The 21,484-nt window shown below is 73.2% G+C and carries 22 protein-coding genes; 20 read left to right on the top strand and 2 right to left on the bottom strand.

What is annotated here, in order from left to right; translation table 11 throughout:
• The first annotated feature begins 108 nt into the window (after nucleotides 1-108).
• From priA to CCO04_RS15980, 3 genes are read left to right on the top strand one after another with little or no spacing between them, the layout of a single operon-like run.
• A complete protein-coding gene (gene priA / locus CCO04_RS15990) occupies nucleotides 109-849 on the top strand; it encodes a bifunctional 1-(5-phosphoribosyl)-5-((5-phosphoribosylamino)methylideneamino)imidazole-4-carboxamide isomerase/phosphoribosylanthranilate isomerase PriA (RefSeq protein ID WP_215815131.1) in 741 nt (246 codons plus the stop codon).
• Nucleotides 846-1,628 (top strand): imidazole glycerol phosphate synthase subunit HisF, encoded by a 783-nt coding sequence (hisF, locus tag CCO04_RS15985; RefSeq protein ID WP_215815130.1) that lies wholly within the window; start codon nucleotides 846-848, stop codon nucleotides 1,626-1,628. Before priA ends, hisF begins: the two co-directional genes overlap by 4 nt.
• Nucleotides 1,629-1,632: 4 nt before the next feature.
• Nucleotides 1,633-2,007 carry a hypothetical protein gene (locus CCO04_RS15980; protein WP_215815129.1) on the top strand — a complete coding sequence of 125 codons (375 nt, stop codon included), beginning with the start codon at nucleotides 1,633-1,635 and terminating at the stop codon, nucleotides 2,005-2,007.
• Nucleotides 2,008-2,014: 7 nt separating this feature from the next.
• Here CCO04_RS15980 and CCO04_RS15975 read toward each other — a convergent pair whose 3' ends face one another.
• Nucleotides 2,015-2,380 (bottom strand): MmcQ/YjbR family DNA-binding protein, encoded by a 366-nt coding sequence (locus CCO04_RS15975; protein WP_215815128.1) that lies wholly within the window; start codon nucleotides 2,378-2,380, stop codon nucleotides 2,015-2,017.
• A 23-nt stretch (nucleotides 2,381-2,403) separates the two neighbouring features.
• On the opposite strand from CCO04_RS15975, the gene CCO04_RS15970 reads away from it, so the two are divergent.
• The 7 genes from CCO04_RS15970 to CCO04_RS15940 all read left to right on the top strand — a co-directional run bounded on the left by CCO04_RS15970 (nucleotide 2,404) and on the right by CCO04_RS15940 (nucleotide 8,788).
• Entirely contained in the window at nucleotides 2,404-3,267 is an 864-nt protein-coding gene (locus tag CCO04_RS15970; RefSeq protein WP_215815127.1) for a hypothetical protein, read from the top strand.
• Between the two features lie 95 nt (nucleotides 3,268-3,362).
• Complete coding sequence (locus tag CCO04_RS15965) at nucleotides 3,363-5,144, top strand: ABC transporter ATP-binding protein (RefSeq protein WP_215815126.1); 1,782 nt, start codon at nucleotides 3,363-3,365, stop codon at nucleotides 5,142-5,144.
• A complete protein-coding gene (locus CCO04_RS15960; protein ID WP_215815125.1) occupies nucleotides 5,141-6,958 on the top strand; it encodes an ABC transporter ATP-binding protein in 1,818 nt (605 codons plus the stop codon). The genes CCO04_RS15965 and CCO04_RS15960 overlap by 4 nt, the downstream gene beginning before the upstream one ends.
• Entirely contained in the window at nucleotides 6,958-7,305 is a 348-nt protein-coding gene (gene hisI / locus CCO04_RS15955; protein WP_215815124.1) for a phosphoribosyl-AMP cyclohydrolase, read from the top strand. The genes CCO04_RS15960 and hisI overlap by 1 nt, the downstream gene beginning before the upstream one ends.
• Nucleotides 7,298-7,906, top strand: a complete 609-nt coding sequence (locus CCO04_RS15950; protein WP_215815123.1) for a Trp biosynthesis-associated membrane protein — start codon at nucleotides 7,298-7,300, stop codon at nucleotides 7,904-7,906. Before hisI ends, CCO04_RS15950 begins: the two co-directional genes overlap by 8 nt.
• Nucleotides 7,907-8,130: 224 nt before the next feature.
• Nucleotides 8,131-8,331, top strand: a complete 201-nt coding sequence (locus CCO04_RS15945) for an HGxxPAAW family protein (RefSeq protein ID WP_215815122.1) — start codon at nucleotides 8,131-8,133, stop codon at nucleotides 8,329-8,331.
• A 19-nt stretch (nucleotides 8,332-8,350) separates the two neighbouring features.
• Nucleotides 8,351-8,788: a DUF2752 domain-containing protein gene (locus CCO04_RS15940; RefSeq protein ID WP_215815121.1), complete on the top strand. Its 438-nt coding sequence runs from the start codon at nucleotides 8,351-8,353 to the stop codon at nucleotides 8,786-8,788.
• A 79-nt stretch (nucleotides 8,789-8,867) separates the two neighbouring features.
• Here the strand turns inward: CCO04_RS15940 and CCO04_RS15935 are convergent, their stop codons facing one another.
• Entirely contained in the window at nucleotides 8,868-9,203 is a 336-nt protein-coding gene (locus CCO04_RS15935; protein WP_215815120.1) for a DUF4190 domain-containing protein, read from the bottom strand.
• A 152-nt stretch (nucleotides 9,204-9,355) separates the two neighbouring features.
• Here CCO04_RS15935 and trpC point away from each other — a divergent pair, with 152 nt between their 5' ends.
• The 10 genes from trpC (at nucleotide 9,356) to CCO04_RS15885 (ending at nucleotide 21,429) form a co-directional block, all read left to right on the top strand.
• On the top strand, nucleotides 9,356-10,162 hold the full coding sequence (gene trpC / locus CCO04_RS15930) for an indole-3-glycerol phosphate synthase TrpC (protein WP_215815119.1): 807 nt from the start codon (nucleotides 9,356-9,358) through the stop codon (nucleotides 10,160-10,162).
• The gene (trpB, locus tag CCO04_RS15925) at nucleotides 10,159-11,373 is read left to right on the top strand and encodes a tryptophan synthase subunit beta (RefSeq protein WP_215815118.1); all 1,215 of its coding nucleotides are present in this window, start codon (nucleotides 10,159-10,161) and stop codon (nucleotides 11,371-11,373) included. The genes trpC and trpB overlap by 4 nt, the downstream gene beginning before the upstream one ends.
• On the top strand, nucleotides 11,370-12,167 hold the full coding sequence (gene trpA / locus CCO04_RS15920) for a tryptophan synthase subunit alpha (protein WP_215815117.1): 798 nt from the start codon (nucleotides 11,370-11,372) through the stop codon (nucleotides 12,165-12,167). The genes trpB and trpA overlap by 4 nt, the downstream gene beginning before the upstream one ends.
• Entirely contained in the window at nucleotides 12,160-12,774 is a 615-nt protein-coding gene (locus CCO04_RS15915) for an SCO family protein (protein WP_215815116.1), read from the top strand. The genes trpA and CCO04_RS15915 overlap by 8 nt, the downstream gene beginning before the upstream one ends.
• Nucleotides 12,775-12,778: 4 nt before the next feature.
• Entirely contained in the window at nucleotides 12,779-13,798 is a 1,020-nt protein-coding gene (gene lgt / locus CCO04_RS15910; RefSeq protein ID WP_308281267.1) for a prolipoprotein diacylglyceryl transferase, read from the top strand.
• 96 nt (nucleotides 13,799-13,894) lie between these two features.
• Nucleotides 13,895-14,965, top strand: coding sequence for a phosphate ABC transporter permease subunit PstC (gene pstC, locus CCO04_RS15905; RefSeq protein ID WP_215815115.1), 1,071 nt, complete (start codon nucleotides 13,895-13,897; stop codon nucleotides 14,963-14,965).
• On the top strand, nucleotides 14,962-16,074 hold the full coding sequence (pstA, locus tag CCO04_RS15900) for a phosphate ABC transporter permease PstA (protein WP_308281265.1): 1,113 nt from the start codon (nucleotides 14,962-14,964) through the stop codon (nucleotides 16,072-16,074). Before pstC ends, pstA begins: the two co-directional genes overlap by 4 nt.
• The gene (locus CCO04_RS15895) at nucleotides 16,071-17,735 is read left to right on the top strand and encodes a substrate-binding domain-containing protein (RefSeq protein ID WP_215815114.1); all 1,665 of its coding nucleotides are present in this window, start codon (nucleotides 16,071-16,073) and stop codon (nucleotides 17,733-17,735) included. The genes pstA and CCO04_RS15895 overlap by 4 nt, the downstream gene beginning before the upstream one ends.
• On the top strand, nucleotides 17,732-20,521 hold the full coding sequence (locus tag CCO04_RS15890; protein WP_215815113.1) for a hypothetical protein: 2,790 nt from the start codon (nucleotides 17,732-17,734) through the stop codon (nucleotides 20,519-20,521). Before CCO04_RS15895 ends, CCO04_RS15890 begins: the two co-directional genes overlap by 4 nt.
• Complete coding sequence (locus CCO04_RS15885) at nucleotides 20,518-21,429, top strand: sortase (RefSeq protein WP_215815112.1); 912 nt, start codon at nucleotides 20,518-20,520, stop codon at nucleotides 21,427-21,429. Before CCO04_RS15890 ends, CCO04_RS15885 begins: the two co-directional genes overlap by 4 nt.
• Nucleotides 21,430-21,484 lie beyond the last annotated feature (55 nt).

The following is a 21,484-nucleotide window of genomic DNA, read 5'->3' as shown; positions in this document are numbered from 1 at the left end:
GGCCGCGTGACGTACCTCACCACAAAATGAGAACAAGTTCTAGCCCCTGTTTCACCGGGGGCGAGACACGCCGCGGGAGCGCGGAGGCGCTCATCTAGGATCGCGGCCATGACGAGCGCCTACCTCGAGCTGTTGCCCGCCGTGGACGTGAAGGGCGGTCAGGCCGTCCAGCTCGTGCAGGGCATCGACGGGTCGGAGAAGCGCTTCGGGGATCCGGTCGAGGCGGCGCTGCGCTGGCAGGAGGCCGGGGCGGAGTGGATCCACCTCGTCGACCTCGACGCCGCCTTCGGGCACGGCAACAACCGCGCGCTCCAGGCCGAGATCGTCGGCCGTCTCGACATCAAGGTCGAGATGAGCGGTGGCATCCGCGACGACGAGTCGCTCGAGGCCGCGATGGCGACCGGCTGTCGTCGGGTCAACATCGGTACCGCCGCGCTGGAGCAGCCGGAGTGGTGCGCCAAGGCGATCGCGACCTACGGCGACCGGGTCGCCGTCGGGCTCGACGTCCGCGGCCGCACGCTCGCCGCGCGCGGCTGGACCCAGGAGGGCGGCGACCTCTACGAGACGCTCGCCCGCCTCGACGCCGAGGGCTGTGCGCGCTACGTCGTCACCGACGTCAACAAGGACGGCATGCTCCAGGGCCCCAACCTGCAGCTGCTCAAGGACGTCTGTGCCGCGACCGACCGTCCCGTCGTCGCCTCCGGCGGCGTCACCACGCTCGACGACATCCGCGCGCTGATGGACCTCGTCCCGATCGGCGTCGAGGGCGCGATCGCCGGAACCGCCCTCTACACCGGGCAGTTCACGCTCGACGACGCGCTCGCGCTGACCAAGGGCGGTCTCGTATGACGCTCGCGGTGCGGGTCATCCCGTGCCTCGACGTCGACGCCGGCCGGGTGGTCAAGGGCGTCAACTTCCAAGAGCTGCGCGATGCCGGTGACCCCGTCGAGCTCGCCCGCCTGTACGACGCCGAGGGCGCCGACGAGCTCACCTTCCTCGACATCTCCGCCTCCCACGAGGGCCGGGCGACCACGATGGACATCGTCTCCGCGACCGCCGAGCAGGTCTTCATCCCGCTCACCGTCGGCGGGGGAGTCTCCTCGGTCGAGGACGTCGACCGGCTGCTGCGCGCCGGCGCGGACAAGATCGCGGTCAACACCGCGGCCCTGCGCCGCCCCGAGCTGATCGCCGAGATCGCCGACCGCTTCGGCAACCAGGTGCTCGTCCTGTCCGTCGACGCCCGGCGGGTGCCGGCCGGCTCCGAGGTCCGCACCGACTCGGGCTTCGAGGTGACCACCCACGGCGGGCGCCAGTCCGCCGGGGTCGACGCGATCGCCTGGGCGGTCCGCGCGGCCGAGCTCGGCGCCGGCGAGATCCTGCTCAACGCCATGGACGCCGACGGCACCACCGACGGCTTCGACCTCGAGCTCATCCGCAAGGTCCGCGCCGAGGTCTCCATCCCGGTCATCGCCTCGGGCGGCGCGGGCGCGGTCGAGCACTTCCCGCCCGCGGTCGAGGCCGGCGCGGACGCCGTCCTGGCGGCGACCGTCTTCCACTTCGGCACCCTGCGCATCGCCGACGTCAAGGCGTCGCTGAGCGGGGCCGGCCTGCCGGTCCGGGCAGGATGACCCGATGAGCTACGAGGTCTACGACCCCAGCGGCAGCCCGGCCGCGACCGACGCGCCCGCGGCGATCGCCGAGGGTCTCGGCGAGAACGGCCCCTGGCGGGTCGCCATCGAGTACTCCAACCAGGGCCAGGCCAAGCCGCCGACCCTGGTCCAGATCGGCCGCACCGCCCACGCCGACCGCGCCCAGGCGCTGCTGGCCGCGCGGCGTGCGGCGTTCGAGTTCGACCCGCCGGACCCGTGGGCACCCCAGGGGCGCGAGGTCTTCCGGGACGGGCCCGACGGCTTCCTGGTGGTCATCCAGGGCGCGACGACGACCTTCCACATGCGGGTGCGGATCGTCGCCCAGATCGCCGCGCCGGCACCGGCCGCGGGCGCCTAAGGCCCGCTCAGGCGTCCCAGCCGTCGGGCCGCAGCGACTTCGGCAGCTTGGCCACGACGGCGCGGTAGGACTCGTCGACCGCCTCGAGCAGCTCGTCGTCGGGGATCGCGCCGGTGAGCGCGAGGGTGTTCCAGCCGGAGCGCCCGATGTAGGCCATCACCGTGGCGTCCTCGGGATAGCGGTGGAGCCACTCGTCGGCGACCTCGCGGGTGGCGCCGGCCTTGACGCCGACGCTGCCGGGACCGAGGAAGGCGAAGATCTTGCCGCGCTCGGCCGGGCCCACCTTGATCACGGGCAGCTCGTGGTCCCAGGGGTTGTCGGCCCAGGCCCCGGGGCGGGCCAGGCAGTGGGCCTGCAGGTCGGCGACGTCCACGCGCCGAGGCTACGCTCATCGGCGTGACCCGGCTCGAAGGTGCGGACGGTGACGTGCTCGCCGTCGCCCGGGAGGCGGTCCGGGTGCTGCGCGAGGACCGGGCCACGCGCCGGGCGCTGTTCCCCCGGCTCGCCCGCCTGCACCACGAGCGCCGCGCGCTCCAGGACCTGCCGGAGCTGCCGCGCACGCCGCTCGCCGCGCGGGTCGGCACGGTCCTGTGGTGGCTGCTGCACGCCGCCGGGCTGACCGCCGTGCTCACCAGCGCGGTGATGCTCGGTCCTTCGGGACGCCGCAACGCCTACCTCGGCGCGGACGACGCCCTCGCGGTCGCGCTGCCCGCGGGGGTGGTCGCCCTGGTGCTGCTGGCCGGGCTGCTCGTCCTCCCGGTCCCCGCGGGGGAGACCCCGCGCTCGGCCGTGGGGCTGGCCGTCATCACCGGGCTCGTCGTGGCCGGCCTGGTCGGCTACCGGCTCGTCGCCGGGACCTCGGACAGCCGTGGGTTCTCCGGCGACCAGGTGCGCTCGTGGACGCCGTGGGCCCTGGCGGGCCTGGCCGGGCTCGTCCTGCTCGTGGTCCGCCTGGAGCGCGCCCGGCGCCGTACGCCGCCCCGGGCCGTGCGCCGCGACCCGGCCCAGGCCCGGCGGCACCTGCGCCGCCAGGCGGACCGGCTCGCTGGGACGCCCACCCCGGCGGGGACCACCGCCGCGTGGGAGCGCCGGCTGACCCGCCTGGAGGAGCGCGGTGTGCCGGCCACGACCATCGCCCAGGCCCGGTCGCTCTCGCCCGCCGCATGGCTGGCGTGGACCTTCGACGACCCGCGCCTCGACGTGTCCGGCGTCCTCGCCGGCACCGAGGGCGGCCGACCGCCTGTCGGCGCCGCGGAATAGTCTCCGCACGACCGGGGGTTGTGCCTGGTTGCGCCCCTGCCCACGCGAGGCGCGGGTGTGCGGGTGCGGTGCGGTGGAGCGGAGAGCAGGAGCGGGTGGCGAGCGAGAGCAGCAGCGGCACAGGGACGACATCGGCAGGGTTCGGTGTCCTCTGGGTCGCGATCAAGCGCGAGCCCTGGATCTTCACGGCGTCCACGGTCGGCAGCGTGCTCTTCGGAGCGCTCACCGTCGCCGACGCGTGGGTGCTGGGATGGGCGACGGACCACGTCGTGCTCCCCGCCTTCCGCGACGGCGAGATCGGCTCCGGCCTGCTCTGGGCGGTGCTCGGGCTGTTCATCGGCGTCGCGATCCTGCGCGCGGTCGGCATCGTCGCGCGCCGCCTGGGCGCGGGCGTCATGCAGTACCGCATGCAGGCGCACAGCCGCCGCGCGGTCACGCGCCAGTACCTGCGGCTGCCGATGGCCTGGCACCAGAAGCACCCCACCGGTGAGCTCCTCTCCAACGCCAACGCCGACGTCGAAGCGGCCTGGGGCCCGATCGCGCCGCTGCCGATGGCGGTCGGCACCGTCGCGATGATGGTCATCGCCGTCGTCCAGATGCTCCTCACCGACCTGGTCCTGGCCGCGGTCGGGCTGCTCGTCTTCCCGCTCGTGATCGGCGTCAACGTCGTCTACCAACGCCTCGCCCAGGGCTGGGCCACCCGGGCCCAGGAGCTGCGCGCCGAGCTCTCCGAGATCGCCCACGAGTCCTTCGACGGCGCGCTCGTCGTCAAGACCCTCGGGCGCGAGCCCGAGGAGACCGCGCGGTTCAAGGCCAAGGCCGAGCAGCTGCGCGAGGCCAACATCCGGGTCGGCCGGATCCGCGCCGCCTTCGACCCGACGCTCGCCGCGCTGCCCAACCTCGCGGTGCTCGTCGTCCTGGTCGCCGGCGTCCACCGCGTCGTGTCCGGCGCGACCGTGGCCGGCGACGTCGTGACGGTGGCCTACCTGCTGACCGTCGTGTCGTTCCCGATCCGCTCCATCGGCTGGCTGCTGGGCGACTTCCCGCGCAGCGTGGTCGGCTACCGCCGGGTGGCCGCCGTCCTCGGCGCCACCGGCGCCATGGAGTACGGCGACGCGCCCGCCCCCCGCGCCCCCGGAGGCGCCCGGCTCGAGGTCGAGCGCGCCGCGTTCGCCTACGACGCCGACCGCACCCTGCTGCGCGACCTGTCCTTCGACGTCGAGCCCGGCCGCACGGTCGCGCTCGTCGGCGCGACGGCGTCCGGCAAGAGCACCCTCACCACGCTGCTCTCGCGCCTGGTCGACGTCGACGAGGGCGCGATCCGGGTCGACGGCACCGACCTGCGCGAGCTGCGCCACGGCGCGCTGGCCCAGGTGCTCGCCGTGGTCCCGCAGACGGCGTTCCTCTTCGACGACACCGTGCGCGGCAATGTCACCCTCGGCGCGGACGTCGGCGACGACGACGTGTGGGCGGCGCTGCGCACGGCCCAGGCCGACGGCTTCGTCGCGGCCCTGCCCGACGGCCTCGACACCCGCCTCGGCGAGCGCGGCACCTCGCTCTCCGGCGGCCAGCGCCAGCGGCTCTCGCTCGCCCGCGCGCTCGTCCGGCGCCCGCGGCTCCTCGTCCTCGACGACGCCACCTCGGCCGTCGACCCCGAGGTCGAGGCCCGCATCCTGGCCGGCCTGGGCGAGGGCGACACGACGCTGGTCGTCGTCGCCTACCGCAAGGCGACGATCGGCCTGGCCGACGAGGTGCTCTTCCTGGTCGACGGCCGGATCGCCGACCGCGGCCCGCACGACGAGCTGGTCGCGCGCAACGCCGACTACGCCCACCTCGTCAACGCCTACGAGACCGAGGCCGCCGAGGTGACCCGATGAGCACCACCCTGCGCGCCCCCGAGCAGACGCGGCTCAGCACCGGTGACGAGATCGGCGCCTGGGAGACCATCCGCCGCGGCATCCGGCACTCGCCCGAGCTCACCGAGGGCATCGGCTGGACGCTGACCCTCGCGGTCATCGCCTCGGTCGGCCAGGTGGTCGTCCCGATCGCGGTCCAGCAGACGATCGACAAGGGGCTGCACGGTCCCGACGGGCCGGACGTGTCGTTCACGACCTGGCTCGCGCTCGCGGCGGGGCTGGCGATCGTGGCGACCAGCTGGGCGTCGTACGCGATGACGGCGCGGCTGTTCTCGACCGCCGAGCGCGGCCTGGCCACGCTGCGGGTCAAGGCGTTCCGCCACGTCCACGACCTCCCGCTGCTCACCCAGAACACCGAGCGCCGCGGCGCCCTGGTCTCGCGGGTGACCAGCGACGTCGACCAGGTCAGCCAGTTCCTCGTGTTCGGCGGCCTGTTGTTCGTGGTCAGCATCGGCCAGATGCTCATCGCGACCGTGGTGATGGTGGTCTACAGCTGGCAGCTCACGATCGTGGTCTGGGTCTGCTTCGCGCCGCTGTTCCTGAGCCTGCGCTACTTCCAGCGCAAGCTGGCCGCCGCCTACGGCACCGTACGACGCCAGGTCGGCCTGCTGCTCTCGGCCGTCTCCGAGCCGGTGGTGGGCGCGACCGTGGTCAAGGCCTACGCCATCGAGGACCGCACCCAGGAGCGCATCGACACCGCGATCGCCGTGCACAAGGCGGCGAGCACGCGGGCCCAGGGGTTCACGGCCTTCTCGTTCAGCCTCGGCGGCATCTCGGCCGGCTTCGCCAACGCGGGCGTGCTCATCGTCGGCATCTGGCTGGGCCAGGGCTTCGCCTGGGGCGACGGGATCACCGCCGGCGAGGTGCTGGCGTTCGCCTTCCTGGTCACCCTGTTCGTCGGCCCGGTCCAGATGGGCACCCAGATCCTCACCGACGCCCAGAACGCCATCGCCGGCTGGCGCCGCGTGATCGGCATCCTCGACACCCCGGCCGACCTGGTCGACCCGGGCCCCGACGGCAAGACGCTGCCCCGGGGCGCGATCGACGTCCGCTTCGAGGGGGTCGGCTTCGCCTACCCCGGTGGCGCGGAGGTCCTCTCCGACATCGACCTGGTGATCCCGGCCGGCCAGCGGGTCGCGGTCGTCGGCGAGACCGGCTCGGGCAAGTCCACCGTCGCCAAGCTGCTCACCCGCCTGATGGACCCCGACCGCGGCCGGGTCCTGCTCGACGGGATCGACCTGCGCGAGGTCGCCGAGAGCGCCCTGCGCAGCAGCGTGGTGCTCGTGCCCCAGGAGGGCTTCCTCTTCGACGACACCCTGGCCGCGAACGTCCGCTACGGCCGGCTCGGCGCGAGCGAGGCCGAGATCCTCGCCGCCGCCGACACGATCGGCCTCGGCGACTGGGTGGCCGGCCTGCCCGACGGCGTCGCGACCCGCGTGGGCCAGCGCGGCGAGTCGCTCTCGGCGGGGGAGCGCCAGCTCGTCGCGCTGCTGCGCGCCCAGCTCGCCGACCCCGACCTGCTCGTGCTCGACGAGGCCACCAGCGCCGTCGACCCCGCCCTGGAGACCCGGATCGCCCGGGCCCTGGAGCGCCTGATGAGCGGGCGCACCTCGGTCACCATCGCGCACCGGCTCTCCACCGCCGAGGCCGCCGACGTGGTGGTCGTCGTCGACCGGGGCCGGATCGTCCAGCACGGGCCGCACGCCGCGCTCGTGGCCCAGCCGGACACCCCTTACGCGAGGCTGCACGCCTCGTGGGTGGCCCAGCACGGATAATGGAGCCCGTGAGCCTTCCCTCCGCCGTTGCCGACCGCCTCAAGCGCACCTCCGACGGGCTGGTGCCCGCGATCGTGCAGCAGCACGACACCGGCGAGGTGCTGATGCTGGCCTGGATGGACGACGAGGCGCTGCACCGCACGCTCAGCACCGGGCGGGCGACGTACTGGAGCCGGTCGCGCCAGGAGTACTGGGTCAAGGGCGAGACCTCGGGCAACCCCCAGCAGGTCAAGGAGGTCCGCCTCGACTGCGACGGCGACACCCTGCTGGTCAAGGTCGACCAGGTCGGCGTCGCCTGCCACACCGGGGCGCGCACCTGCTTCGACGAGGGCCTCATCGATGGCTGAGTCCCGCGCCCGTCGCGCCTTCGGCCCCGTCGTCCTCCTCGGCCTGGTCGGCAGCGGCGCCGCCGCCATCGGCGGCCACAAGGAGATGCTCACCATCCCCGAGGCCACGCTCCGCGCGGCCGGCGGCATCGCCCCCAGCGTGGCCGACCGCTCGGTCGAGTTCCCGCTCGCGGGCGCCCTGGCCCTCGTCGCCCTGGCCTGCTGGGGCGTGCTGCTCGTGACCCGCGGCTGGGTACGCCGCGTGGTCGCCGCGCTCGGCCTCCTCGCGGCCGCCGGCATCTTCGCCGTGGTCGTGGTCGGCGGCTTCGTCCAGGACGACCAGGCCTCCACCGACCTCGCCGCCCGCCTCGGCCTCGACGGCTCCGCCGTGGACGCCGGCCGTACCTCCTGGCTCTGGGTCGCCCTGCTCGGCGCTCTCGTCGCGCTCGTCGCGGCCGGCCTCGCGGTGCGCCTGGTGCCCTCGTGGCCCGAGATGGGCAGCCGCTACGACGCCCCGACCTCGGGCGCCGCCACGACCGCGGCCGGCAAGGAGCCGGAGGAGCAGTCGAACCTCGACCTGTGGAAGTCCCTGGACGAGGGGGGCGACCCTACGGCCGACTGAGGGGCCGCGTGGGGAGGACATGCCGGCGGTGCGCCGCCCCAGCACGCACCTGAGCACCTTCTCCTCGGTCGACGGGCCTCCGGCCCGCCTCCCTCGTCGGCGGCACTCATGCACGCACCGGGACGACGCACCGCACGACAGCCCCTCCCCACGCGGCCCCTGCCGGAGCCGTAGCCCTAGAATCGGACCCGCACGACCCGACCGACTCATCGAGGAGCACTTCCATGGCCGACAACCACGGCAACACCCCTGCTGCCTGGACCGCCGTCCTTGTCTCGCTGGTCGGCTTCGTCGTGGGCGCGATCGGCATGTCCATCACGCCGCTGAGCTGGCCGCTCTTCTGGATCGGCACCGCGGTCGTGCTCGCCGGCGGCGTCGTCTTCGTGGTTATGGCCAAGATGGGCTTCCACGAGGCGGGCCACTGAGCCAGGGCGCTCCTCGGAGATGACCCTCACGGCCGCACCCGCTCCCACCGGCGCTCCTTCGCGCCGGCGGCGGATGCTGCCGCCGCTGCTCGTGGCCGGCGGGATCACCGCGGCCACGGTGGCCCTGCACTTCCGTGACCCGCACGACCAGGGCACCTGGGGCATGTGCCCGACCGCGGCGCTGGGCTTCTCCTGCCCCGGCTGCGGTGGCCTGCGCGCGGTCAACGACCTCAGCAACCTGCGGCTGGCCGATGCGGCGTCGAGCAACCTGCTCTTCCTGGCCGTGATCCCCCTGTTCGCGTGGGTGTTCTGGCGCTGGAGCGCCGGACGCTGGACCGGTCGCGCCTGGGACCCCGACAGCGGCCGGGTCGCCCGGGTCAGCGCGGTGGTGATCGTGGTGATGGTGGTCTTCACCGTCCTGCGCAACACGCCCTACGGCGCCTGGCTCGCCCCCTGATCCTCTGGCCCCCTGACGCACCGACGCCCCCTGTCCCGACCGGGACAGGGGGCGTCGGCGTTGCGTACGGCGGGCTCGGTCAGCTGTTGCCGAGCGCGATGATGAAGATGATGCCGTAGACCACGATGCCGACGACCATGAGGATCGAGGCGATCATGCCGCAGATCCGGCCGGCGTTGACCGTGCCGCGGTTGTTGTAGGCGCTGGGGTTGGCGTCGATCTCGGCGATCGCCTTGTTGCCCATGACCCAGGCGGCGATGCCGAGCGGGCCACAGCAGACCAGGCCGAGGATGCCGAGGATCAGGATGGTGGTGCCCTGGGGGTGGTCTCCGCCACCGCCATAGCCACCGGCGCCGTACCCACCGGGCGCGGGCGGCGGGGGAGTGCCGTAGTTGGGCGGCTCGTTGTAGCTCACGTCGGTTCCTCCTGCGTGTTTCAGATGTCATTCGGCCGGCCGAGTTCCGGGCGGTGTGTGGAACCCTAACCGTCGCGTGCCACACTCGACACCACCGCCGGCGCTTTGCCGCCGTCGGACCCTGCCCGCAAGAGAGACGTGACGGAGGCGCAATGTCGGCCCCCCAGGCTTCCCAGCCCACGGTGCTCGACGGGATCGTCGCCGGAGTGCTCGAGGATCTCGCCGTGCGTCAGGCCACCACCTCGGAGGCGGACCTGCGTGCCGCCCTGGCGGACGTCGATCCGCCCCGGGACCCGATGCCGCACTTCCGCGGGGCCGGGTCGAGCGTGATCGCCGAGGTCAAGCGCAAGAGCCCGAGCAAGGGCGCGCTGGCCGAGATCCCCGATCCTGCCGCCCTGGCCGCTGAGTACGCCGCCGGCGGGGCCGGCGCGATCAGCGTGCTCACCGAGCAGCGCCGGTTCGGGGGCAGCCTCGACGACCTGCGCACGGTGCGCGCGACGGTCGGCGTACCGGTGCTGCGCAAGGACTTCATCGTCACCGAGTACCAGCTGCTCGAGGCCCGTGCGGCCGGCGCCGACCTGGCGCTGCTCATGGCGGTCTCGCTGCCGGGTGCCCGGTTGGCCCAGCTGCACGACTACGCCCGCGAGCTGGGGCTGACCGTGCTGATGGAGGTCCACGACGAGGAGGAGACCGCTCGTGCGGTCGAGGTGGGCGCCGAGCTGATCGGTGTCAACGCGCGCAACCTCAAGACGCTCGAGATCGACCTCGACGTCTTCGGCCGGCTCGCGCCCCTCATCCCCGACGACCGGGTCAAGGTCGCCGAGTCCGGCATCTTCGGACCACGAGACGTCGAGCGGTTCGTCGCCGAGGGTGCCAGCGTGGTGCTCGTCGGTGAGGCGCTCGTCAAGGACGGCGCTCCGCGCGAGGCGGTCGCCGCGATGACAGGAATCACCCGATGAGCAAGTTCGACGCCGACCCGCTCGGCTGGTTCGGTGGAGCGGGCGCCTTCGGCGGCCGCTTCATGCCGGAGGCGCTGATCGCAGCGCTCGACGAGCTCGACGTGGCCTGGCGCGAGGCGATGGCCGACCCGGCGTTCACGGGTGAGTTCGAGCGGCTGCTCGTCGACTACGCGGGTGTGCCGAGCATGCTCTACGACGCCACCCGGCTCTCCGAGCACGCCGGCGCCCGGATCCTGCTCAAGCGCGAGGACCTCAACCACACCGGCGCCCACAAGATCCGCAACGTGCTCGGCCAGGCCCTGCTCACCCAGCGGATGGGCAAGACCCGGGTCATCGCCGAGACCGGCGCGGGCCAGCACGGCGTCGCCAGCGCGACCGCCGCGGCCTACCTCGGGCTCGACTGCACCGTCTACATGGGCGAGGTCGACACCGAGCGCCAGGCGCTCAACGTGGCCCGCATGCAGCTCCTCGGCGCCGAGGTGATCCCGGTCAAGAGCGGCTCGCGCACGCTCAAGGACGCCATCAACGAGGCGCTGCGCGACTGGGTCGCCAGCGTCGACGAGACCGCCTACCTCTTCGGTACGGCGGCCGGCCCGCACCCGTTCCCGAGCCTGGTGCTGAGCTTCGTGCGCGGCATCGGCGACGAGGCGCGCCAGCAGTGCCTCGACCAGTACGGCGCCCTCCCGGACGCCGTCGCCGCCTGCGTGGGCGGCGGGTCCAACGCGATCGGCCTGTTCGCCGGCTTCGTCGACGACCCCGAGGTCGACATCTACGGCTTCGAGGCCGGCGGTGACGGCGTCGAGACCGGCCGGCACGCCGCGACGATCTTCGCGGGTTCCATCGGCGTCCTGCACGGGGCGCGCACGTTCGTGCTCCAGGACGAGGACGGCCAGACCGTCGAGTCGCACTCGATCTCGGCGGGCCTGGACTACCCGGGGGTCGGGCCGCAGCACTCCGCGCTGGCCGCGGGTGGGCGGGCGACGTACCTGCCGGTGACCGACGCCGAGGCGATGGAGGCGATGGCGCTGCTGGCCCGGACCGAGGGGATCATCCCCGCGATCGAGTCCGCGCACGCCGTCGCCGGCGCGCTGCGGGTCGCCCGGGAGCGCCCGGGCCAGACGATCCTGGTCAACCTCTCGGGGCGAGGCGACAAGGACATGGGCACCGCGATGGAGTGGTTCCACCTGGGCGAGGCGGGGGAGAAGAAGTGACCGTCAGCAGCACCGCGTTCGACCGGGCGCGGGCCGAGGGGCGCGCCGCGCTGGTCGGCTACCTGCCGGCGGGCTTCCCCGACGTCGAGGGCAGCATCGCCGCGCTCACCGTGATGGTCGAGTCCGGCTGCGACGTGATCGAGATCGGGCTGCCCTACAGCGACCCGGTGATGGACGGTCCGACCATCCAGGCCGCCGCCCAGCAGGCGCTCGACGCCGGTGTCCGCACCGCCGACGTGCTCCGCGTCGTCGAGGCGGTCGCCGCGACCGGCACGCCCACGCTCGTGATGACCTACTGGAACCCGGTCGAGAAGTACGGCGTCGAGCGGTTCGCGCGCGACCTGGCCGGCGCCGGCGGCGCGGGCCTGATCACGCCCGACCTGACCCCCGACTTCGCGCCCGAGTGGATCGCCGCCGCCGACGCGCACGACCTCGACAAGGTCTTCCTCGTCGCGCCCTCCTCGACCGACGAGCGGATCGCAATGACCACGGCCGCCTCGCGCGGCTTCGTCTACGCCACCGGCATCATGGGCGTGACCGGCACCAAGCAGGCGACCGCCGAGGGCGTGGCCCCGCTGATCGCGCGGACCAAGGCGACCACCGACCTGCCGGTCGGCGTGGGCGTCGGGGTCAGCTCCGGTGCCCAGGCGGCCGCGCTGGCGGCGTACGCCGACGGGGTGATCGTGGGCTCCGCCTTCGTGCGCACGCTGCTCGACCACCCCGGCGACCGCGCCGCCGGTCTCGCCGCGCTGCGGTCCCTGACCGAGGAGCTCGCCGGGGGCGTGCGTGCGTAGCCCGTTCACCCGGGGCGGCGCGCTGACCGCGCTGCTCGTCGTCCTCGGCCTCGGGCTGGCCGCCTGCGCCGGCAGCGACCCGGCGAAGTTCACCGGGAGCCGGCTCGACAACCCCTACACCGCGCCGGACATCGCGCTCAGCGACACCGCGGGCCACGACTACTCGCTGGCCGCGACGGACAAGCCGATGACGCTGGTCTTCTTCGGCTACACCCACTGCGCGGACTACTGCCCGATGGTGATGAACAACATCGCCGCCGCGCTCAACCGGCTCGACGACGCCGACCGGGCCAAGGTCGACGTCGCCTTCGTGACCACCGACCCCAGCCGGGACACCGCCAAGGCGCTGCGCAAGTACCTCGACGGCTACAACAAGTCGTTCATCGGCCTGACCGGGGACCTCGACACGATCATCGCCGTCGGCAAGCCGCTGGCGGTCTACGTCAACGACGGCAAGAAGCTGCCCTCCGGCGGCTACGACCTGGGCGGGCACTCGACGTTCACCCTGGCCATCGACCACGGCGGCAAGGCCGTCGCCCTGTGGAACCAGGAGACCTCCAGCACGGAGTTCGCCGCGGACATCCACACCCTGCTGACCGAGGACTGAGTCCGTGACCCCAGGAGCCGACGTGCTGCCCCAGATCATCGCCGCCAGCATCCCGAGCCCGGCCAACGGCGTGTGGCACATCGGTGCCTTCCCCCTGCGCGGCTACGCGCTGTGCATCATCCTCGGCATCGTCGTGGCCATCTGGATCGGCGAGAAGCGCTGGAAGGCCCGCGGCGGCACGATCGGCGAGGTCCAGGACATCGCCATCTGGGCGGTGCCCTTCGGCATCGTCGGCGCCCGGCTCTACCACGTCGCCACCGACTGGGAGAAGTACTTCGGCGAGGGCGGCAGCCCGATCGACGCCCTCTACGTGTGGCACGGCGGCCTCGGCATCTGGGGCGGCGTCGGCCTCGGCGCGCTCGGTGCCTGGATCGGCGCGCGCCGCAAGGGCATCAAGCTGCTCCCGCTGCTCGACGCGCTGGCGCCCGGCGTCCTGGTCGGCCAGGCGATCGGCCGCTGGGGCAACTGGTTCAACCAGGAGCTCTACGGCCGCCCGACCGACCTGCCGTGGGGCCTGAAGATCGACAGCGACCACTTCAGCGCTGCCTACAAGGCCAGCTCGGACTACCAGGACCGGCTCGCCGCCAGCGGCGGCGTGGTGCCGGACTTCGTCACCTTCCACCCGACCTTCCTCTACGAGTGCCTGTGGAACCTGGCCGCCTTCGCGCTCATCATCTGGCTCGACCGCCGCTTCCGCCTGGGCCACGGCCGGGTGATGGCCGTCTACGTCATGGCCTACACCCTGGGCCGCGGCTGGATCGAGGACCTGCGGATCGACGACGTCCAGCTCAACGACGTGCTCGGCCTGCGGTTCAACGTGTGGACCTCGATCGTGCTCTTCGTGATCGCCGCCGCCTACTACGTCTGGGCGACCAAGAACCGGCCCGGCCGCGAGGAGAGCGTGTACGTCGACGGGCGGGTGCCCGGCGACGAGCCCGAGGCGCCCGACGCGGTCGAGGAGCCCGACGCGGTCGAGGAGCCCGAGGCGGCCGAGGAGCCCGAGAACGGCTCGTCCACGATCTGATCTCAATTTAACAACTTAATACAGCCGATCTACTAGACTTAGCGTCACGAGTTGGATCGGCCATCGGGGGCCCCGAGCGGGTAGGGGTGCCCCGTCATGCCGTACAACGCCACGTCGCCACCGGCGGCGACCTCGCCGGACGAGCCGTGGGACGGCGGTGACCACGCTGAGCACGGCGAGCAGGACGTGCCGCGCACGCTGGCGGTCCGCTACTCGCTCCAGGACCGGACCTTCCTGCACGTCGTGCGGGTGCTCGCGTTCCTGGTCCTGGTGATCACCGGGAGCATCGGGGTCTTCCTGGGCTACCAGTCGATCCCGACGCTCCAGCACTACGGGCTCTCGTTCTTCACCGAGTACCGCTGGCTGCCGAGCCAGGACATCGTCGGCATCGCCGCGGTGCTGCTCGGCACGATCCAGGTCGCGGTCATCGCGCTGCTGCTGGCGTTCCCGCTCTCGCTGCTGACCGCGCTGTTCATCACCGACTGGGCACCGTCGTGGGCGCGTCCGCTGCTGGTGCGGATGGTCGACCTGATGGCTGCGGTGCCGGGGATCGTGTTCGGCCTGTGGGTGCTCATCGTCATCCAGCCGCACGCGACGCGGGTGACCCACTGGATCAGCAGGTACTTCGACTGGATCCCGTTCTTCCACGTGCGCACCGACGTGGACTACCCGATCTGGAACCAGGCGCCCGGCTACCCGGCGTACGCCGGATCGGCCGCGATCGCCGCGCTGGCGGTGGCGATGATGATCTTCCCGATGGCGACCTCGGTGATGCGCGAGGTGTTCTCCGAGGCGCCGGTGGGGGAGAAGGAGGCGGCGCTCGCGCTCGGCGCGACGCGCTGGTCGATGGTGCGCACGGTCGTGCTGCCGTTCGGCCGCGGCGGCATCATCGGCGGCACGATGCTCGCGCTGGGCCGCGCGCTCGGCGAGACGATCTCGGTGGTGATGGTCATCTCGCAAGCCTTCGAGATCAAGCCCTACGTGCTGGAGTCCGGGACGGCGACCATCTCGGCGCTCATCGCCTCCGGCTTCAAGGAGGCCTCGCCGGCGCAGCTCTCGGCGCTGCTGACCGCGGGCTTCGTGCTCTTCGTGATGACCCTGGTCGTCAACAGCCTGGCCGCGGTCGTCGTGGCCCGCTCGCGCGGGGGCGGGGTGACCGAGCTGTGAGCGTCACCTCGCCCCCCGCGCCGCGCCACCTCGCCGAGCCGGCTCCGGAGCCGCCGCCCGCTCCGGTCGAGGAGACCCTGCGCGCCGCCGGGCACCGCACCCGCGAGGATGTGCTGACCCTGCTCGGCGCCCTGGTCGGCTCGACCGCGACCACCTGGCTGCTCTACACCCGGATCCTGCCGTTCTCGGGGGCGGTCGGCTTCGTCGTCGTCTGGTACGCCGTGTTCGTCGCCTTCTACGCCGCGCTGACCGCGCTCACCCAGCCGCGCCGGATCGTCATCGACCGGGTGGTCGCGGCGATCGTGATGGCGGCGCCCGCCCTGGTCGGCCTGGCGCTGCTGAGCACCGTGGTCACCACGGTGTGGAAGGGGATGCCGGCGCTGACCCACCTCAACTTCTTCACCGACGACATGGCCGGGGTCAAGGCCGAGGACCCGTTCACCAAGGGCGGGATCGCGCACGCGATCCTCGGCACCGTCATCGAGGTCTGCATCGCGGTCGTGATCGCGATGCCCCTCGGCCTGGCCACGGCGATCTACATCTCCGAGGTCGGCGGCAAGGGTGCGGCGCTGGTGCGCACCGTCGTCGAGGCGATGACCGCGCTGCCCTCGATCGTGGCGGGCCTGTTCATCTACACGGTCTGGATCGTCAACCTCGGCATGGAGACCAGCGGCCTGGCCGCCTCGCTCGCGCTGGCCGTGATGGCGCTGCCGATCATGGCGCGGGCCAGCGAGGTGGTGCTCCGGGTGGTCCCCAACGGGCTGCGCGAGGCGTCGTACGCGCTGGGTGCGGGGCGCTGGCAGACCGTCTGGAAGGTCGTCCTGCCCACGGCCCGCCCGGGCCTGGCCACCGCGCTGACCCTCGGCGTGGCCCGTGCGGTCGGCGAGACCTCGCCGCTGCTGCTCACCTCGGGTGCCTCGACGTTCTTCAACGCCGACCCGACGCACAACCCGATGAACTCGCTGCCGCTGTTCGTCTACGCCGCCGTCAGCACCGGCAGCCCGCAGATGGAGGACCGCGCGTACGCCGGTGCCGCCGTCCTGCTCGCCGTCGTCCTCTCGCTGTTCCTGCTCGCTCGCCTGGCTGCCAGGGGAAGGAAGAACCGATGATCCCGCTCCTGCGCAAGGGCACCCGCCCGATCGTGCTGCTGCTCTGCGGCTACCTCGCCCTGCTCTCCGGGCCGGGGGCGGCGAGCGCGACCGCGTCGACGTACGCCCTGATCCAGGGCTCGGGCTCGTCCTGGGCGGCCAACGCGGTCAACCAGTGGGTCGCCGAGGTGGACGCCAAGGACCTCAAGGTCGTCTACACCGCCAACGGCGCGGCCCAGGGCCGCAAGGACTACGCCAACAAGTCCACCGACTTCGGCGTGACCGACTCGCCCTACCGCGGCAAGGACCCGTCGACCGGCGCGGTCGACTCGTCGCTGGGCCGCTCGTTCGCCTACCTGCCGGTCGTCGCGGGCGGCACGGCGTTCCCCTACAACATCCAGGTCGGCGGCAAGCCCGTGCGCAACCTGCGGCTGTCGGGGGAGACGCTGGCCAAGATCTTCACCAACCAGATCACCAACTGGAACGACGCCGCGGTCACCGCCGACAACAACGGCAAGGCGCTGCCGTCGATCCCGATCATCCCCGTGGTGCGGGCCGACGGCGCGGGCGTGACCAACCAGTTCAGCACCTGGATGACCAGCCAGTACGCCGGCCTGTGGCGCGACTGCAACGGCGGCAAGGCCGCCCCCACCGACTACTTCCCGCTCAACTGCGGTGAGGCGCGCGGCCAGCAGCGCGCCCAGACCGGCTCGGACGGCGTGATGAACTTCCTCAAGTCCAAGGGCTCGGTCGGTGCGATCGCGATGGAGGAGTACTCCTACCCGCTCGCCGCGGACTACCCGGTCGCCAAGCTGCTCAACAAGGCCGGCTACTACACGCTCCCGACGCAGTACAACGTCGCGGTCGCGCTCACCAAGGCCGAGATCAACGACAACCCCCAGGACCCGAACTACCTGACCCAGAAGCTCGACCGGGTCTACGTCAACCCGGACAAGCGGACCTACGTGCTCTCGTCCTACGTCTACGCGATCATCCCGACCGCGGCGAGCGACTCCCGGATGACCACGGCCAAGCGGCAGGCGCTCGTGGACTTCCTCAAGCACGCGATCTGCGTGGGCCAGTCGGCCATCGGGCCGATCGGCTACTCGCCGCTGCCGGTCAACCTGGTCCAGGCGAGCTTCACCCAGGTCAACAAGCTCAAGCTGGCCGACCCGAAGGTGCAGTTCGACGCCTCGATCATCAAGAACGTCAAGGACTGCCACAACCCGACCTTCGTGCCGGGCAAGCCGTCGGAGAACTACCTCGCCAAGATCGCGCCGATGCCGGCCGACTGCGACCGGCCCGGTCAGGGCCCGTGCGCCGAGGGTGTCGGCTCGTTCAACCTCAACCCCGGCGACAAGGGCGGCAAGGGCACGGGCACCCCGACCCCCGGCGCCGGCACCGGTACGCCGGGCGCGGGCTCGGGAGCCCCCGCCGTCGACACCGACGGCGACGGCGTCCCCGACGCCGCCGCACCGGCCGGCGCGCCCGCGGCCGACGGCGGCACCGGCACCGGTACGACGAGCGACGGCATCTCCGTCGTCGCCACGACCCTCGACCCCGACGCCCGCTCGGGCCCGCCCACGGTGCTGGCCGCGCTCGTGCTCGGCCTGTTCGGCGGCGTCCTGATCATCCCGCCGGTGGTGGCCCAGGCCGTCGCCCGCCGGAAGCGGACCCGATGAGCGCCGGGCGTCGCCGCGCGGGGCGGCTGCTGTTCGCGCTCGCGCTGGTGCTCGGCGGGCTGGCGGTCGTGCTGCCGACCGGCACCGGCACGGCCGGCGCCGCTGCCGACGGGCTGACCCGGTCGGTGACCGCCGAGCGCTACGCGATCGATGCCGACGGCACCCGCACCCGGATCAGCCGTAACCAGGTCAAGCTCCACGTCTCGCAGGCGAGCGACCTGCGCGGGCGCCAGGAGATCAAGGTGACCTGGGAGGGCGCGATCCCGACCGGTGCCGTGGTCGCCGACCCGAACTCCTCGGAGGGCCGCAACCAGGAGTACCCCTTCGTGCTGCTCCAGTGCCGCGGTGTCGACGCCGCGAAGGCGCCGAAGGGGCAGGCCCGGCTCACCCCGGAGACGTGCTGGACCCAGACCTCGCCCGAGCGCTACCTCGCCGCCGCCTCCAGCACGCCGTCGTGGCGCTTCGACGCCTACGCCGCCGCGGGCGAGCGCCGCGCCGTCGTGGGGGAGCCCGCGGACCTGCCCGAGAGCTGCGCCAAGCTCGCCCAGCCGACCACCGCGCACTGGCTGCCGTTCCGCGCCGCGGGCGGGACGACGTACTACGGCGGGCCGGACCCGGATGCCGGCTGCACGCCGACCGCGCCCGAGTCGGACTCCGCCGAGCGCGGCGGCGTCCCGAGCAACACGACGTACGGCATCACCGGAACCGACGGCAAGGGCGTCGCCGACTTCGCGGTGTGGACCAAGGCCGAGAACGCCTCGCTGGGCTGCTCGGCGACGGTGGCCTGCGCGCTGGTCGCGGTGCCGATCGTCGGGGTCAGCTGCGACGCCTTCGGCACCACCCTGCCCGCCGGGCAGCCGCAGACCACCAAGGCCGGGGTGCCGCTGACCGAGGCCCAGCTGACCTCGGCGGACACCACCTGCCGCCGGACCGGCAGCTACGCGGGCGGCGAGCCTGCGACCACCCGCAGCTCGGACCAGGCCGTGCGCGGCAACCTGTGGTGGTCGGAGTCCAACTGGCGCAACCGGATCTCGGTGCCGCTGTCCTTCGCGCCCACCGCCGAGGTGTGCCCGTCGGAGTCGGCCGAGACCCCGCTCGAGCTCATGGGCTCGGTGACGCTCAACGAGCTGACCGCGTCCTGGCGCCCGAAGTTCTGCACGACCAAGTCGCTCTACTCCTTCACCCACGTGCAGCAGGCCGAGTCGCTCGCGCGCAGCCTGCTCGAGCGCGGCGAGATCTCCGGTGCGTTCAGCTCGGCACCGCAGGCGGGCGGCTACAAGCGGCCGGTCGCGCAGGCGCCCGTCGCGTTCGGTGGGTTCGCGATCGCGTTCACCATCGACGGGGACGACAAGCAGCGCAAGGAGAGCCTGCGGCTCGACGCGCGGCTGGTCGCCAAGCTGCTGAGCGCGTCGTACCCGGCGACGTCGTTCGTGCGCGGCGGCCATGCGGGACTGGGCGACAACCCCTACAACCTCACCGTCGACCCGGAGTTCCGGGCGCTCAACCCGGGCATCCCGGAGAGCACGACGCTGGAGTCGGCGGCCGCGCTGCAGGTCTTCTCGTCCAACTCCGACCTGGTGTGGGCGCTGACCCGCTGGATCGACGCCGATCCCGAGGCGCGGGCCTGGCTCGACGGCACGCCCGACCCGTGGGGGATGAAGGTCAACCCGGCCTACCAGGGGCTCGAGCTGCCGGTGGAGAGCTGGCCGCTGCTCGACGAGTACGTCGCGCCGCAGTGGTACATCGACCAGAACGCCTGCTACCGCAACAGCCCCACGCCCTACCTGCAGCTGGTGGCGAACCCGCTGTCCGGCCTGGCCGCGGTCAGCCTCAACCTGCAGTTCGCCAGCTCGGCGGTCGCGACCGTGTGCCGCTACGACGGCTTCGACCACACCACGCTGCCCCTGCGGACCGAGGGCCGTCAGGCCGTCGGCCACCGCTTCGTGCTCGGCCTGGTCTCGCTCTCGGCGGCCCGGCGCTACAACCTGCGCACCGCCGACCTGCAGACCGCGTCCACCGTCGCACCCGGCGCGACCTTCACCGACGCCGCGGGCCGCAGCTTCGCCAGCCCCGACTCGGCCGGGCTCGAGGCCGCCGTCGCCCTGCTGAAGCCGGACGCCGACGCGGGCACCTGGGTGCTCGACCCGGCCGGGCTCGCCCGGGGTGCGGGCACCAAGGCCTACCCGGGCGCGCTGCCGGTCTACGCGGTGTTCCCGACCAGCGGCGTCGCGTCCGCGGTGGCCGGCAAGCTGGCCCGCTTCCTCTGCTACGCCGGGGGATCCGGGCAGCAGCCCGGGCAGGCCAACGGTGCGCTGCCGCCCGGCTACCTGCCGCTGACCGAGGCCAACGGGTTCGGCGCCGAGCGGACCTACCTGGCCAACGCCGTCGTCGCCGTCCGCACCCAGAAGGGCGCCGTGCCGCGCCTGGACGCCGACCCGGCGACCTCGCCGAGCCTGGCCAAGGCATGCGACTTCTCCTCCGCCGCGGTGCCGGCGCCGAAGCCGAGCACCACGCCCGGCGGTCCTGACGCCGCGCCGCCCGTCGTACCTCCGTCGGCGGCGCCGTCCGCCGACGGTGCCGGTGCGGCGCCGAGCGCGGCCCCGGTGGTCGAGGCGCAGCTCACGCCGACCGCGGGGGAGCAGTCGGCGCTGGGTCGCGTGGGCCTGCCGACGCTGGTGCTGCTGGCCGCCCTGAGCGCGCTGGCGGGCGGGGTGCTGCGCTGGCTCGACCTGCTCCGCACCGGCCTCGCCGCGGCCTGGAGCCTGCGTCCGCGGAGGTCGCGATGAGCACCGCGCGCACCGAGGTCCACGACGGGGTGGTCGACGCCTCCCCGCCGCCGGGTGGGGGCGGCGAGGAGCACATCCGGATCGCCGGCGGCCGGGCCCTCCTGGGGCTCTCGCTGCTGCTCGGCTGGTCCCTGCTGTACCTGCTGGTTCTGAGCGACTTCGAGCAGAACCACGCACAGAACGTGCTGTACGGCGAGCTCCGCACCCAGCTCGCCGAAGGCACGGCACCGACGGGCGCGCCGGTGGATGCCGGCGCGCCCGTCGCGCTGCTCACCATCCCCTCGCTCGGCGTGGACCCCGTGGTCGTCGTCGAGGGGACCCGCTCGCGCCAGCTGCAGAGCGGTCCGGGCCACCGCCCCGGCACCGTGCTGCCCGGGCAGAGCGGGGTCAGCGTGGTCGCCGGGCGCGCGGTGTCGTACGGCCGGCCGTTCGCGCGGCTGCCGGAGATCCGGCCCGGTGCGCTGGTCGCGGTGACCACCGCCCAGGGCCGCTTCGAATACCGCGTCACCGGGCTGCGCCGGGCCGGTGATCCCGCTCCCGCCGCCCCGGCGGCCGGCGCCGGGCGGCTCACGCTGGTGACCGCGGCCGGCGAGGGCTCCCGGCTCGCCCGGCTCCAGCCCTCCGCCACCCTGTACGTCGACGCGGAGCTGCCGTCCGGAGCGGCCGCCGCCGGGCCGCGCTCGGCCCCCGACCCCGAGCCCGAGCTGCTGGAGCCGCACGTCGACCGCGGCACCCTCGCCGAGCTCGCCCTGGCGCTCCTGCTGCTGACCGCCACCCTGGCCGGCTTCGTGGCGGCCTGGAGCCGCTGGTCGCGCCGGGCGGCCTGGATCGCGGGTGCTCCCGCGGTCGTCGCCGCGCTCTGGCTCACCTCGTCGATCGGAGCCCGCTTGCTGCCCGCCCTGCTCTGAGTGCCGGGTGGGCCTTCCACCCCGCCTCCCTTTCCCTGCCACCACGGCCCCAGGG

The sequence above is a fragment of the Pimelobacter sp. 30-1 genome, from assembly GCF_018831735.1.
Taxonomy (GTDB): Bacteria; Actinomycetota; Actinomycetes; order Propionibacteriales; family Nocardioidaceae; genus Nocardioides.
This window is presented reverse-complemented; position numbering and strand designations above follow the sequence as displayed.

Coding starts and splice junctions, on each gene's coding strand:
- priA (WP_215815131.1), top strand. CDS start 109: ATGACGAGCGCCTACCTCGAGCTGTTGCCCGCCGTGGACGTGAAGGGC.
- hisF (WP_215815130.1), top strand. CDS start 846: ATGACGCTCGCGGTGCGGGTCATCCCGTGCCTCGACGTCGACGCCGGC.
- CCO04_RS15980 (WP_215815129.1), top strand. CDS start 1,633: ATGAGCTACGAGGTCTACGACCCCAGCGGCAGCCCGGCCGCGACCGAC.
- CCO04_RS15960 (WP_215815125.1), top strand. CDS start 5,141: ATGAGCACCACCCTGCGCGCCCCCGAGCAGACGCGGCTCAGCACCGGT.
- hisI (WP_215815124.1), top strand. CDS start 6,958: ATGGAGCCCGTGAGCCTTCCCTCCGCCGTTGCCGACCGCCTCAAGCGC.
- CCO04_RS15950 (WP_215815123.1), top strand. CDS start 7,298: ATGGCTGAGTCCCGCGCCCGTCGCGCCTTCGGCCCCGTCGTCCTCCTC.
- CCO04_RS15945 (WP_215815122.1), top strand. CDS start 8,131: ATGGCCGACAACCACGGCAACACCCCTGCTGCCTGGACCGCCGTCCTT.
- CCO04_RS15940 (WP_215815121.1), top strand. CDS start 8,351: ATGACCCTCACGGCCGCACCCGCTCCCACCGGCGCTCCTTCGCGCCGG.
- trpC (WP_215815119.1), top strand. CDS start 9,356: ATGTCGGCCCCCCAGGCTTCCCAGCCCACGGTGCTCGACGGGATCGTC.
- trpB (WP_215815118.1), top strand. CDS start 10,159: ATGAGCAAGTTCGACGCCGACCCGCTCGGCTGGTTCGGTGGAGCGGGC.
- pstC (WP_215815115.1), top strand. CDS start 13,895: ATGCCGTACAACGCCACGTCGCCACCGGCGGCGACCTCGCCGGACGAG.
- CCO04_RS15895 (WP_215815114.1), top strand. CDS start 16,071: ATGATCCCGCTCCTGCGCAAGGGCACCCGCCCGATCGTGCTGCTGCTC.
- CCO04_RS15890 (WP_215815113.1), top strand. CDS start 17,732: ATGAGCGCCGGGCGTCGCCGCGCGGGGCGGCTGCTGTTCGCGCTCGCG.
- CCO04_RS15885 (WP_215815112.1), top strand. CDS start 20,518: ATGAGCACCGCGCGCACCGAGGTCCACGACGGGGTGGTCGACGCCTCC.